This is a genomic window from Sphingobium sp. LMC3-1-1.1, from assembly GCF_040676285.1.
Lineage (GTDB): Bacteria > Pseudomonadota > Alphaproteobacteria > Sphingomonadales > Sphingomonadaceae > Sphingobium.
This window is the reverse complement of sequence record NZ_JBEGHQ010000005.1, coordinates 12,349-24,876: the sequence shown is the minus strand read 5'-3', so window position 1 is coordinate 24,876 and position 12,528 is coordinate 12,349. Positions and strand designations below refer to the sequence as shown.

Genomic DNA, 12,528 nt, shown 5'->3' with positions numbered 1-12,528 from the left:
GAGGACGGCAGGCGGCCGCCCAATGAGGATTTATGAAGGGTCGCGAAGCGCCGCTCATGCTGGGAAGATGCCTGGGTCGACGATCGCGGCGACATCGACATGGGCGGGCAGTTCGCCGTCGGCATGGAAGCGATCGACCACGCGCTGGAGCGGCGTGATGACGGCGTCGTCGGGGGCAACGAGTATCCCGCGCTGCCGGTTGGCCATGATGTCGGCGACCCTCGGGTCCACCTTCGTCTGCTCGACCAAGATAGCGGCATAAGCGGCCGGATGGTCCGCCGACCAGAGCGCAGCCTTCTGAAGACGGCCAAGAACGTCACGCAGCGCGGCGCGCTTGGCCGGATCGTCCAGCGCCGCCTGCGACGCGGCGATCAGGGCGAAGGGACTATTGATTCCCTCGCCGTCGCGTATCAGCCGCGCGCCGGCCAGTTCCGCCGCGATCTGATAGGTGCCGAAGGTCGCCCATATGTCGATCCTTCCCGCGTTGAAGGCAGCGGCTGCGTCATTGGGCAGCATGAAGCCGATATCCACCGCCTTGCGGTCGACATGTGCCTCCTTGAGCGCTTCGAGCAGGAGATAGTGGGAAATGCTGCCCCGCGCGCTGGAGACGATGACGCGGCGGCCGGCGAGATCGGTAACGCGACGGACGGGGGAACCTTGGGGCACGATGATGCCGATGTCGCGGGTCGAGAAACCTGTTCCGGCGACGATCTTGAGCGGCGCCTTGGCCGCTGCCGCCAGCACCACCGGCAGGTCGCCCGCCGGCGCGGTATCGACCGCCCCTGCGTTGAGCGCTTCGAGCAGGGGCGCGGCGCCGGCGAAATTGGCCCATTCTATGTCATAGGGCAGGTTGCCGAGCGCGTGCGCCGCTTCTGCCTTCGACTGGAGCAGATGGACCTGATCGCCCAGCACCAGCCTGGTACGGCCGCCCTTCGCGCCTTCACCGCAACCGGCGAGGGCGAGAGCGGCTGCACCGGCGAGGAAGGTGCGCCGATCAGAAGGCAAGAGCGATCCTTCCATAATAATAGCCGCCTGCGGGATTGAAGGGCGACGGGCCATAATAGCCCTGCCCTGTCTGGGGATTGCCCGGCCCGTTGGTTTCGGGCCGCACGTCGAAGAGATTGGTCGCGCCGACCGAGAGAGTCGCGAAGTCGGTGACTTTCGCACTGAGGCTGGCGTCGGTGATGATCTTCGCGCCAAAATAGCGATCGTCGCCCGCTGCCGTGCGCTGCGTATATTTGCCGTAGCGGGTGGCGGTGACGCTGAGACCGAAAATGCCCTTCTGCCAGTTGACGGTGCTGACCAGCTTGGTGCGGGGCTGAAGCACTTCCAGCTCGCCGATCTTGTCGCCGCCGAAGAAGACCGAGCCCGCGCCGAGCAGCGACGCGCCGCTGGCGGCGAACAGTTGCGACGGGGTGGCGACGACATCGGTGACCTTCGTCTTGGAATAGTTGAAGGCCAGCGTCACGCCGATCTTGCCGAGGTCGCCGAGAGTGCGGCTATAGTCGGCGACGAGGTCGAAGCCCTTGGTCTCGGTGTCGGCGGCGTTGATGAAATATTCCGCCTGTTCGATGTCCGACAGGCCGTTGGCGGCGAGGATCGCCGAGATGCCGGGGCCGAACAGGCGGCCGGTCCGCTCCACCCGGTTCTTGATGCGGATATAATAGCCATCGAGCGTGATCGACAGCGACGGCGCGGGGGTGAAGACGAGGCCGAGGCCCGCGTTCCACGTCTTTTCCGCCTTGAGCGGCTTGGCGCCCAGCAGCTGGCCCACGGTGGAATCCGCCGTCACCAGCTTGGCGACGGTGGGGCGCAATTCGGTCTGGCCGGTCGCGGCGTTGAAGAAGGAGGAGGTCCGCCCGTCGGTCTGGGCGTAGCCGATCTGGGTCAGCGAGGGCGCGCGGAAGCCGGTGCCGACCGTGCCGCGGATCGCCAGCGTCGGCGTGACCTCATAGCGGCTGTTGAGCTTGAGGCCCACCGGGCTGCCCGATCCGTCGTCATAATGTTCCGCCCGGATCGCCGCGCCGATATACCAGGCGTCGGTGGGATAGAGGCCAAGGTCGATATAGCCGGCATAGACTTTGCGGCTGATGTCGGCCTCGTCATCGGGCGACAGCACAATCCCGCCCTGCACCACCGGGGAGGCAATGCGGCCGACATTCCAGTCATATTGCTGGTCGCCGGGTTTGAAGGTGTAGGTCGCGGGCTGGTAAGCGAGCGGGTCGCCGGCGAAGGTGCGGAAGCGGTCGAGCCGATATTCGCCGCCGATCGAGATTTCGAGCGGCTTGGCGAAGCCGATATCGATGCTGCGGTGCAGATCGACATTGTGGGTCCATTGGCGGAACTCGAAATTGGCGAGGTTCGGCCACTCCGTGGGGCCCGTCGGCCCGAGTGACGGGCGGACCGAGAGCTTCGAGAATTGATGGCTGTAGTTGCGGCCGAAGGAGGAGGAGACGTCATAGTCCCAGCCGACAAGCGTGCCCTTCAGCCCCGCGACGACCTGAAAGTCGTTCTCCTCGATATTGTTGAGGGGGTAATAGCCGTCCGGGAAGAGGGCGGTGAAATTGGCGGTGCTGTTGGGGCGGCGAAAATTGTTGCCGATCTGGGCGTCGCGCTCGCCATAGGTGCCGAAGCTGTAGAGGCTGACATTCTCCGTGACCGGCAACTCGGCATTGTAGCTCAGGTTGAACGCCTCGATCTGCGGGTCGCCATTATGCGCGCCGTCGCGGTTCCACTGGGCGTTGCGGGCGTTGGCGTCGGCGACGTTCGCCTCTACCTGGGCGCGGGTGAGGCCGCTCGATGCCACCACCTGGTCGATCGTGCGGCCGGCGGGCAGGCCGTAGATGTTGATGTCGGTCGCGGGCAGGTTCCACCAGGCGCCGCCGCGCTTGCGGATGTCGCCTGACAGGGTCAGGAAGCCGCCATCGGGTCCGATCTTCGTGCCGTAACGGATGGTGCCCTTCCAGCTGTCGGGCTTGCCATTGGCGTCGTAGAGCGTGCCGTAGGTGAAGTCGCCGGAGAGCCCCTCCTTTTGCGCAAGCTGGATGTTGATGACGCCCGCGATCGCGTCGGTGCCATATTGGGCGGCGGCGCTGTCCTTCAGCACCTCGATCCGGTCGATCGCGCTGGTCGGGATGAGGTCGATGTCGACCGGGTTCGCGCCGGATGTATCAGCGGTCGAATTGTTGAGGAAAGCGCCGTTATGCCGCCTTTTGCCGTTCACCAGCACGAGCGTATAGGCAGGCGCCAGGCCGCGATTAGTGACGGGGCGACCGATCGAAAAGACCCCGGCATGGGTCGCGCCGAAGTTGAGCGACGGGAGCAGCTTGGACAGCGCCTCCCCGAACTCGGCCGATCCGGTCGCTTGCAGCTTTTCCGCGCCCACTACGTCGATTGGAGCGGGGCTTTCCGCGACGGTGCGGGGCGCGCCGCGAACGCCGGTGACGATGATCGTGCCTGCGTCAGCAGCGGCGTCCTCGGCGGGCTGCTCCGGCGCGACGACGCCCTGCGCGCCGGCTGGCGAGACAGTGAAAGAAACAGCCGAAAGCGCTGTCGAGACAAGGAGAAGACGGCATTTGTTCATTGTAATGGGTCCCCCACGAGATGTTGAGGGCGGTCTATTCTCTACGAATTTAATTGATAAATGAGTTCGATCATCCACCGATGACTTCAGCTAAACTGAAGATTGTTTTGTTCGCGAAAAACTTATTCTTTGCGGCCGTCGAAGCTGCCGTCGAAAGCCAGCCGCACATCGCGCGGGCTATTGATAAGACCGGCTTTCTGAAAACGGGCGGTGATCGCCTGTTCATGCGCGACGATGCCGTCGTCGATCGGGCGCGCCACGCGGTTGCTCCGTTCGAAGCTGGCGCGCGCGATATCGAGCGGCAGCCCGGTTTCTTTCGAGAGCACCTGCGCGAACTGGTCAGGATGCAGCCGCGCCCAGGCAACGGCCTTGGCTTCCCTTTTCAGGAAATCCGCGAGCAGCGCGCGCTTGGGTTCGATCGAGTCTTCGTTGGCGATGTCGATATAGAGCGGCAGGCCATAATCTTTGGCGTCCACCACGGCGCGCGCGCCTTCCTTGATCGCGACATTGGTATAGGGCGTCCAGGTCGCCCAGGCGTCGATCGCGCCGCTGTCGAATGCGGCCTTTGCGTCGCCTGGAGGCAGGAAGGTGACGCGCACCTTGTCCGCCGGGATGTTGGCCCGCTCGAGCGCCTGAAGCAGAAGATGGTGGCCAATCGAGCCGCGCGTCGTGGCGACCGATTTGCCGGCCAAGTCCTGTGCGCCCCGAACCGGGGAGCCCGCCTTCACTAGGATAGCGAGCGCTTCGCGCGCCTGATTGGCCGGGGCCTGCACCGCGATCGCCTTGACCGGGCTGCCGCTTTGATAGGCAAAGATGAAGGGCGCGTCCGCCGCCAGGCCCAGATCCGCCGCGCCGCCGCCGACCGCTTCGAGTAGAGGCTGGGCTGCGGGAAATTCCGACCATTCGACCGTGTAGGGCGCGCCTTCAAGGGCGTCCGAGGCGAGCATCATCGCCTTCACCTGCCCCTTCTGGTTGGCGACGCGCAGGACATTGTCGTCATTTCGCGAAAAGGTCGCGGCGGCGAGCCCGAGGCCCGCCACCGCGACGAGGGCCGTCGACAGGAGGACGACAGTCTTCTTTTTCGGCATGGATCAGCCCGCCAGCGCGAGACCGGCCGCTTCGCGCTCCGCCACCTTGGCGCGGACCAGCGGCAGCAGCTCGCGGCCGTAGAGGATGGAGTCTCCCAGCGGATCGAAGCCCCGGATCAGGAAATGGTCGATGCCGATGTCGTAATAGTCCAGCATAGCGTCGGCGACCTGCTCGGGCGCGCCGACCAGACCCGTGCTGTTGCCCGCCGCGCCGGTCAGCGCCGCGACTCCGGTCCACAGGCGCTTGTCCTGCCGGTTGCTGCTTGCGGTATCGAGCAGGCGCAGCGAACCGGCATTGGGCGGGCGATGGCCGGTCAGCGGAAGGCCTGCGGCGACGCGGTTCTCGCGCACCTGCTCCTCGATCTCGGCAGCACGCTTCCACGCCGCTTCCTCGGTGTCGGCGATCACCGGGCGGAGCGAGAGCGAGAAGCCGGGGCTGCGGCCGTAGCGGGCGGCGGACTTGCGGACAGCACGAACGGTGTCCTGCACGGCGGCAAGGGTTTCGCCCCAGAGCGCATAGACATCGGCATGCCGGCCGGCGACCTCGATCGCCTCGTCCGACGATCCGCCGAAGAAGACTGGGAGATTGTCAGGCTTGATCGCGCTATATGCCTGGCGGATGTCGTAATATTTGCCTTGATGGTCGAAGGGTTTGGCGGCGGTCCATTCCTGCCGCAGGATGGTTAGATATTCGTCGGTGCGGGCGTAGCGTTCCGCCTTGACCGTCTTCGTGTCGCCGTCGCGCGCCATTTCATCGTCCGCGCCGCCGGTGATGATGTGGACGGCGACACGCCCGCCCGACAGTTGGTCCAGCGTCGCCAACTGGCGCGCCGCCACGGTGGGCTGGGTGAAGCCGGGGCGATGCGCGACGAGGAAGCCGAGGCGTGTGGTGCGCGCGGCGGCATGGGCCGCGACGATCTGGCTTTCCGGGCTGTTGGAACCGAAGGGAATGAGCACGCGATCGAAGCCGCCTTCCTCCTGCGCCTTCGCCGCGGCATCGACATAGTCGGTGTCGAGCGCACGGCTGCGCACCGCGGATTGTGTTTCGGAGCCGTTGTTGAAGCCGATATAGCCGATGAACTTGACGCTCATGATGCGTCCTCCTGCAAAAAATTAGATGACGTAGAAGCCGTGGGTGCCGTCGCGCTCCAGCTGGGCGACGAGGCCATATTCCCAGTCGAGATAGGCCTGCATCGCGGCGGCCTTGTTGTCGGTGCCTTCATAGGGGCGCTTGTAGCGACCCTCCGGGCCACGCGGCGGTGGCGCGCTGTCGGGGCCGCGCTCCAGCGTGGCGGCGGACCAGTCGATGTCGAGGACATAGACCTCCCACCCAAGCTGGGCGAGCCAGGAGGCGGTCATGTCGGCGCGGACGCCGGTGGGGTCGGTGACAACGATGCGTGCGCCGCGCACCGGGGCGTTATGGTCGGTTTCCTGCACCAGCTGACCACCCTGCGCGTTGCGGAAGCCGGGGAGGTGTCCGCTTTCATATTCGCGGGGCTGGCGCACGTCGTAGAGATAAAGGGTCCGGCCCGTCTCCGCCTGGAGCGCCTCCAGTTCCTGCCAGCCGATCCGCTTGACGCCGGCGCGATAGGCGACATCGCGGGCGTGGGCGCGCGCTTCGTCCGTTGCCGCGTCGTCCACTTCGGGCGCGGCGCGGGTTTGCCCGGTTTCCAGCTCTTGCCCCGCGAGCGTCCAGCCGATCGTACCGTTGCGAAGGGCATAGACCTTGTTCGGGATGCCGGCATTGACCAGCGACTGGGCTCCGATGATCGATCGCGTGCGGCCGGCGCAGTTGACGATGATCGTGGTGTCGGGATCAGGCGCGACCGTCTGCACGCGCAGCACCAGTTCCGCGCCGGGCACGCTGGTGCCGGTCGGAATGCTCATCGTGTTATATTCGTCGTAACGGCGGGCATCGAGGATGCGGATGTCGGCCTTTTCGCGGATCAGCGCCTGCACTTCTTCGGCGGGAAGGCTGGGGGTGTGGCGGCGATGCTCGACCAGTTCGCCGAACGCCTTGCTGTAGCTGTTCACGTCCTCGAACAGTTCATAGCCGGCGTCGCGCCAGGCGGTGAGGCCGCCTTCCAGTTCGCGCACATCGGTATAGCCGAGCGCTTCGAGACGCACGGCCGCCTTGCGGCTTAGCCCTTCGCCATTGTCATAGACCACGATGGGCGTATCGAGCCGGGGGATGCGCCAGCGCGCTTCCTCGTCGATGCGGCGGAGCGGGATCTGGGCGGCGAAGAGCGGATGGCCCTGCGCGAACTCATGCTCCTCGCGCACGTCGATCAGCGCGATTTCGCTGCCGATCAGCAGTGCGCGGCGGATATCCTGCGGGGTGGAGGTCTGGAGGCGGTAAAGCGTGTCGGTGGTCATTAATTTCTCGATCTGTCCCAGAGGTTGGGGATGACGCGATTGGCGTATCCCGAGATGAAGCTCTTGGCCGTGCCGTCGGGGGTGTAGGTGGCGCGCTCGACCGCGCCGATGTTCGCGCCATAGACGTGGATGCTGACCGAGGGCCGGTCGGCGAGGCCGTTGGTGACGCGGTGGATGTCGCCGATGCGGGGGGAGACGGCATCGACCTCACCGGCGTGGAGCAGTTCCTCGCCTTCCTCCACCAGCGCGCCTGAAGGCAGGCGGCCGAAGCGCTCCACCCTCTCGACGCCGCGCAGGACGCCGACGAGGCCCCAGACGCTGTGGTCGTGGATCGGGGTGGACTGGCCCGGCCCCCAGACGAAGCTGACGACGCTGAAGCGTTCGCGGCTGTCGCAATGGAGGAGATATTGCTGGTAGCGGTCGGGATTGGGTTGGGCGAACTCTTCCGGCAGCCAGTCGTCGGTAGCGATCAGCCGGGAGAGCAAGGCGCTCCCGCTGTCGAGGATTGCCTGTTCGTCGCGGGTCGCGGCGAGCAGGTCCGCGAATGCGGTGACGAAGCCGCGCAGGCGGGTCGTGTCGATCGGCCGGTCGAGGATGGCGGCTGCCGTCATTCGGCGGCTTCCAGCGTCGGCGCGAACGGGACGACGCCATGATCGTCGCCCCCCAGGGTGGAAAGCAGCTTTTCGCGCAGGCGGGCGGAGAAGCTGGCGCGCTCGCCGCGCGGGGCGGTGATGCGTTCTTCGGCGACGATGCGGCCCTTGTCGAGCACCAGCACCCGGTCGGCGAGCGCGATCGCTTCTTCGACATCATGGGTGACGATCAGCACGGCCGGGCGATGCGCGCGCCACAGCGACAGGACGAGGTCGTGCATCCGGTAGCGGGTCAGCGCGTCCAGCGCGGCGAAGGGTTCGTCGAGCAGCAGCAGTTGCGGCTCGCGCACCAGCGCACGGGCGAGCGCGGCGCGCTGTGCTTCGCCGCCCGAGAGGGTGAGCGGCCAGGCGTCGATGCGATGGCCCAGGCCCATTTCCTTGAGCGCGGCTTCAGCGCGGGGGCGGATATCGCCCTTGAGGCCCAGGCCGACATTCTTCCAGACAGGTTTCCAGGGGAGGAGGCGCGCGTCCTGAAAGACGACGGCGCGGCTGTCGGGGACTTCCACGTCCTGCCCCCGCACTTCGTCCAGGCCGGCAAGAGTGCGCAGCAATGTGGTCTTGCCCGAGCCCGAGCGGCCAAGCAGCGCGATGAACTCGCCCGGCGCGATGTCGAGGTCCAGCCCGTCGATGATGGTGTTGGGCCCAAAGCGGCGGGTGAAGCCGCGCAAGCGCACGACGGGTTCGGGATGGGGAAGATGCTGCGCGCTGTTGAGCACGTTAAAGCCGAGGCGAGCGTCCATGCTTATTGCTCCACTATGCTGGGGCGCCAGATGAGGGCGCGGGCTTCGATGGTGCGGACCAGCCAGTCGGCGCCGAGGCCGAGGATGGCATAGACCATCAGGCAGACGACGATGATGTCGGTCCGCATGAAATCACGGGCGTTGTTGATGAGATAGCCAAGGCCCGCCGAGGCATTGATCTGTTCCGCGACGACCAGGACCAGGATCGAGACCGAAAGGGCGTAGCGCAGGCCGACCAGCAGCGAGGGTAGCGCCGAGGGCAGGACGACATGCCAAATCTGCTCCGCCCGGCTGAGACCGAAGCTCTTGGCCGCATCGAGCAGGCGCAGGTCGACGCCGCGGATACCGCTGTAGAGGTTCAAATAGACCGGGAAGATGGTGGCGAACGCGATCAGCGCGACCTTGGGCGTTTCGCCGATGCCGAACCAGACGATGAAGAGCGGGGTCAGCGCGAGCGCGGGAATGGTGCGCTTGATCTGCATGAGCGGGTCGACCGCCAGTTCGCCGGCGCGGGAAAGACCGGCGACGAGGCCGAGCGCAAGGCCGAGGCCGACCCCGATCAGCAGCCCGGCGGCGACTCGGGCGAAGGAGACAAGGAGATTGGAGGGCAGCTCGCCCGAGATCACCATCTCGATCAGCGTGCCGATGACCGCCGAGGGCGCGGCGAGCGTGCGTTCGGGGATCAGGCCGCTGCGCGAGCCCAGCTCCCAGAGCAAGAGCAGCAGCACCGGCGAAAGCCAGCGCCCGCCGAAGCGCGACAGCGAAAAGGGCTGCCGTGTGCGCTCTGCGCCAAATGAACGTCCGATCGCCAGGCCTGCCATATCCGGTCCTTGTTTAGGTCACGGGAAGCCCAACATGTATTCTCTACCAATTCAATTAAGTTTTTCTGCTGTCATCTATGAGTAGCGATCATAAGCGGGGGCTGGCCGCTCGATTGGCTCGCCATGGCGCAGAAAACCGCCGGTTGCCGGTCGGGACTGGCATCCCGCAAGATTTAGTTGGGCCCTTTCAATCTCTACTATTTTGATTGATATATAAGCGTCGGCGATAAGGAACGCCCGTTCCCTGCGATGGGTCGGCCCTTCCCCGCATTTCCAGCTGAAAGGCCCACCGTGCCGGTCAACCTGCCCACCAATTTGCTGCGCAGCTTCGTCGCGATCGTCGATACCGGTTCGATGCTGAATGCGTCGGAGCAGGTGTTCGTCACGCAGTCGGCGCTCAGCCTCCAGATCAAGCGGCTGGAGGAGCTGGTGCAGCAGACCCTGTTCCTGCGCGAAGGGCGGAGGCTCAACCTGACGCCGGCGGGCGAGGTGATGCTCGATTATGCGCGGCGCGTGTTGCTGCTGCATGACGAGGCTGTCGCGGCGGTGAGCGCCGGGCGCTTTGCCGGGCCGGCGCGGATCGGGATGGTGCAGGATTTCGCCGATACGTTGCTGTCGGGGCTGCTCTCGCGCTTTTCGGAGCTGCACCCCGACGCGCAAATCTATGCACGGGTGGCCGGGACGGCGGAGTTGCAGGCGCTGCTCGACCGGCGCGAGCTGGACATATTGCTGGGTTTCGCCGCGCCCAATGACGCCCATGCGGTGACGGTCGCGCCGATGGCCTGGTATGGAGAGCCGGCGCTGGCCGATCGCAGCATCATTCCCCTCGCCGTACTGGAGGAGCCCTGCCGCTTCCGCGAGGCGGCGATACGGGGGCTGGAGGATGCGGGCCTGCAATGGCGGATCGCGGTGGAGACGCCCAATCTCGCGACGCTCAAGGCCGCAGTCGGCGCGGGGCTCGGCATCACCTGCCGCACGCACCTCTTCATTGGCGAGGAATCGACGCTGACGCATGAGCGCTTGCCCGAATTGCCGCGCGTCGCCGCGATCCTGCGCGCGGGCGACAAGCTGGACAGCGCGGCGCAGCGGCTCGCGGAACTGGCGCGGGAGACGGTGCAGGCGCTGTGATGCGCCTGCCGCATCAATAGCCGCGCGCGGGATCGACCACGTCGGACGGCGTCTCGCCGCGCACGAAGCGGCTGATGTCGTCGCGGACCTTTTCCAGCAGCCGGTGCCGCACTAGCGTATAGTTGCTGGAGATATGCGGCGTCAGGCGAACCTTGGGATGGGTGTAGAGCGGATGGCCTTCGGGCAAAGGCTCGGGATCGGTGACATCGAGCGTGGCGAAACCCGGCCCGTCCGCCCGGTCGAGCGCGCGGATCAGCGCATCCTGATCCAGCACCGAGCCGCGCGCGACGTTGATGATGTGCGCGCCGGGCTTAACCTGCGAGAGCAGACGGTCGTCGAAGAGATGGCGGGTCTGGGGCGTGCCGGGCACGGCGATGACGACATGGTCGGCGCGGGCGACCAGGGCGGGCAGGTCGTTGAGCAGCTCGACCCCGTTGATCCCGGCCTGCGCGCCCGATCGGCGCAGCGCCACTACCTGGGCGCCGAGCGCCAGAACCCGCCGCGCCACCGCCTGCCCGATCGCGCCCAGCCCGACAATGCCGACGGTCGTGCCAGAGACGCGCCCCAACGGCGCCTGCTTCCAGTCGGCGCGAGACCGCACCGTCACCGCCTCCAGATTCTTGGCATGGCCGTAGAGGGCGGCGATAACATAGTCGGCGATCTCGTCCGACGCGACGCCGCGCCCGCAGGTGACGAGCGGCGTGTCCAGCAGCCATTCGGGATAGAAATCGACGCCGGCGGACGCGCTGTAGACCCATTTCAAGCGGCCCGGCCAGAGCGAGGGGCGCGCCGCCGGGGGCTGCCGCCATGCGGGCGTCGGGCGGACCAGCAGCAGGTCGGCTTCCGCAGCGGCGGTCCAGGGCTCATCCTCCGCTACGTCGATCACGACCGGGGCGATGGGATGTTGGCCGAGCCCCTTGTTGAAATCGGCGTCGAGCTGGCTGGCGATGACGAGCGACATGGCTATTGTCCCAAAGCCGCGCGGCCGGCCGCGACAAGGATCGTGTCGGTCTGAGGCGAATGGATGCGGCTGCACAGCACGTCGCGATAATGGCGTTCGAGCGGGTTGTGGCGGCTGAGGCCGGGATTGCCAGTAAGTTCCAGGCCGATCTCGACCGCGCGGATCGCGTTGGCGGTCGCGACATATTTGATGCTGTTGACCGCGGCCGCGCCCGGCTGATCGCCAGCGTCGTAGCGCGCGGCGGCGTCGCGGATCAGCGTCGCGTTGACCTGAAGCAGCGCTTCGATCTTGCCGAATTTCTCCTGCACGCGCGGCAGGGTGGCGAGCGACGCGCCGAGATTGGACGGTACGCGATCGTTGAGATAGGTCGCCAGCCAATCGCGGGCCGCGCGCGCCACGCCATCATAGATGGTCGAGATGGCGAGCGCATTCCAGATGGCGAGGCTGGGGTCGCCCGCAGCTGCCGCCCATTGTTCCGGCAGGCGCACGTCCACCGCATGGTCGAGCGGGGTCGGCGTGTCGGCGAAATGGACGGCGTGACTGACGGTCGCGCGCATCCCCAGATGATCCCAGGCGGGTTCGATCGTCACGCCGGGGCTGCCGGCCTTCACCAGGAAATTGCCGACACGCGGATTTTCCTCGTCGGTCTTAGCCCAGACCGAATACCAGTCCAGCCCGGTCGATCCGGTCGAATAGATTTTGGTGCCGCTGATCGCCCAGCCGTCAGCCGTGCGCCGCGCGATCGTTGCCGGCAGGCCGCCTCGAACAGGGGTGCCGAGTTCGGGTTCGACGCGCAGCCCGCCGATGAGGCCCCGGCCCGCGACCGCATCGGCCGCCAGCCGCTCGTAGATCGCGGCGGGCCAGCCCTGCGCGCGGAGCGGGTTGGCGTGATAATGATAGGTCATGAAGAGGATGAGCGCGGTAGAGGGCTCGCCCTTCGCCACGGCGGCGAGCACGCGCAGGGCTTCCGAAAGGTTCGCGCCGCGCCCGCCCAGTTCCGGCCGGACGGTGAGGCCGATCAGTCCCTCGTGCGCCAGCAGGTCGAAGGGCGCGCGGGGAAATTCGCCGCTGCGGTCATAGGCTTCGGCGTGCGACGCGAGTTCGCGCGTCAGCCAGTCGAGATAGTCGGCGGTGATCGTAGACGGGGCGCTGTCGGGCGTGGCGAGACGGGTTGCCATGAT

The 12,528-nt window shown here is 66.5% G+C and carries 11 protein-coding genes; 1 reads left to right on the top strand and 10 read right to left on the bottom strand.

What is annotated here, in order from left to right:
- Positions 1-54: 54 nt before the first annotated feature.
- The 8 genes from MRBLMC3_RS08405 to MRBLMC3_RS08370 form a co-directional block, all read right to left on the bottom strand.
- A complete protein-coding gene (locus tag MRBLMC3_RS08405) occupies positions 55-1,005 on the bottom strand; it encodes an ABC transporter substrate-binding protein (RefSeq protein ID WP_363737568.1) in 951 nt (316 codons plus the stop codon).
- Positions 995-3,583 (bottom strand): TonB-dependent receptor plug domain-containing protein, encoded by a 2,589-nt coding sequence (locus MRBLMC3_RS08400; protein ID WP_363827606.1) that lies wholly within the window; start codon positions 3,581-3,583, stop codon positions 995-997. Before MRBLMC3_RS08400 ends, MRBLMC3_RS08405 begins: the two co-directional genes overlap by 11 nt.
- A 122-nt stretch (positions 3,584-3,705) precedes the next feature.
- Positions 3,706-4,671 (bottom strand): ABC transporter substrate-binding protein, encoded by a 966-nt coding sequence (locus MRBLMC3_RS08395; protein WP_363737572.1) that lies wholly within the window; start codon positions 4,669-4,671, stop codon positions 3,706-3,708.
- A gap of 3 nt (positions 4,672-4,674) precedes the next feature.
- A complete protein-coding gene (locus MRBLMC3_RS08390; RefSeq protein WP_363827603.1) occupies positions 4,675-5,763 on the bottom strand; it encodes an LLM class flavin-dependent oxidoreductase in 1,089 nt (362 codons plus the stop codon).
- A gap of 21 nt (positions 5,764-5,784) precedes the next feature.
- Positions 5,785-7,047 carry a rhodanese-like domain-containing protein gene (locus tag MRBLMC3_RS08385; protein WP_363752848.1) on the bottom strand — a complete coding sequence of 421 codons (1,263 nt, stop codon included), beginning with the start codon at positions 7,045-7,047 and terminating at the stop codon, positions 5,785-5,787.
- On the bottom strand, positions 7,047-7,658 hold the full coding sequence (locus MRBLMC3_RS08380) for a cysteine dioxygenase (RefSeq protein WP_363752850.1): 612 nt from the start codon (positions 7,656-7,658) through the stop codon (positions 7,047-7,049). Before MRBLMC3_RS08380 ends, MRBLMC3_RS08385 begins: the two co-directional genes overlap by 1 nt.
- A complete protein-coding gene (locus tag MRBLMC3_RS08375; protein WP_363752852.1) occupies positions 7,655-8,437 on the bottom strand; it encodes an ABC transporter ATP-binding protein in 783 nt (260 codons plus the stop codon). The genes MRBLMC3_RS08380 and MRBLMC3_RS08375 overlap by 4 nt, the downstream gene beginning before the upstream one ends.
- Before the next feature lie 2 nt (positions 8,438-8,439).
- On the bottom strand, positions 8,440-9,258 hold the full coding sequence (locus MRBLMC3_RS08370; RefSeq protein ID WP_363752854.1) for an ABC transporter permease: 819 nt from the start codon (positions 9,256-9,258) through the stop codon (positions 8,440-8,442).
- Positions 9,259-9,549: 291 nt separating this feature from the next.
- On the opposite strand from MRBLMC3_RS08370, the gene MRBLMC3_RS08365 reads away from it, so the two are divergent.
- Complete coding sequence (locus tag MRBLMC3_RS08365) at positions 9,550-10,386, top strand: LysR substrate-binding domain-containing protein (protein ID WP_363737581.1); 837 nt, start codon at positions 9,550-9,552, stop codon at positions 10,384-10,386.
- Between the two features lie 13 nt (positions 10,387-10,399).
- Here MRBLMC3_RS08365 and MRBLMC3_RS08360 read toward each other — a convergent pair whose 3' ends face one another.
- Both MRBLMC3_RS08360 and MRBLMC3_RS08355 read right to left on the bottom strand, forming a co-directional pair.
- The gene (locus MRBLMC3_RS08360) at positions 10,400-11,347 is read right to left on the bottom strand and encodes a D-isomer specific 2-hydroxyacid dehydrogenase family protein (RefSeq protein ID WP_363827600.1); all 948 of its coding nucleotides are present in this window, start codon (positions 11,345-11,347) and stop codon (positions 10,400-10,402) included.
- A 2-nt stretch (positions 11,348-11,349) separates the two neighbouring features.
- Positions 11,350-12,525, bottom strand: a complete 1,176-nt coding sequence (locus tag MRBLMC3_RS08355) for an acyl-CoA dehydrogenase family protein (protein WP_363737585.1) — start codon at positions 12,523-12,525, stop codon at positions 11,350-11,352.
- Positions 12,526-12,528 lie beyond the last annotated feature (3 nt).

Coding starts and splice junctions, on each gene's coding strand:
- MRBLMC3_RS08370 (WP_363752854.1), bottom strand. CDS start 9,258: ATGGCAGGCCTGGCGATCGGACGTTCATTTGGCGCAGAGCGCACACGG.
- MRBLMC3_RS08380 (WP_363752850.1), bottom strand. CDS start 7,658: ATGACGGCAGCCGCCATCCTCGACCGGCCGATCGACACGACCCGCCTG.
- MRBLMC3_RS08390 (WP_363827603.1), bottom strand. CDS start 5,763: ATGAGCGTCAAGTTCATCGGCTATATCGGCTTCAACAACGGCTCCGAA.
- MRBLMC3_RS08355 (WP_363737585.1), bottom strand. CDS start 12,525: ATGGCAACCCGTCTCGCCACGCCCGACAGCGCCCCGTCTACGATCACC.
- MRBLMC3_RS08395 (WP_363737572.1), bottom strand. CDS start 4,671: ATGCCGAAAAAGAAGACTGTCGTCCTCCTGTCGACGGCCCTCGTCGCG.
- MRBLMC3_RS08360 (WP_363827600.1), bottom strand. CDS start 11,347: ATGTCGCTCGTCATCGCCAGCCAGCTCGACGCCGATTTCAACAAGGGG.
- MRBLMC3_RS08400 (WP_363827606.1), bottom strand. CDS start 3,583: ATGAACAAATGCCGTCTTCTCCTTGTCTCGACAGCGCTTTCGGCTGTT.
- MRBLMC3_RS08375 (WP_363752852.1), bottom strand. CDS start 8,437: ATGGACGCTCGCCTCGGCTTTAACGTGCTCAACAGCGCGCAGCATCTT.
- MRBLMC3_RS08385 (WP_363752848.1), bottom strand. CDS start 7,047: ATGACCACCGACACGCTTTACCGCCTCCAGACCTCCACCCCGCAGGAT.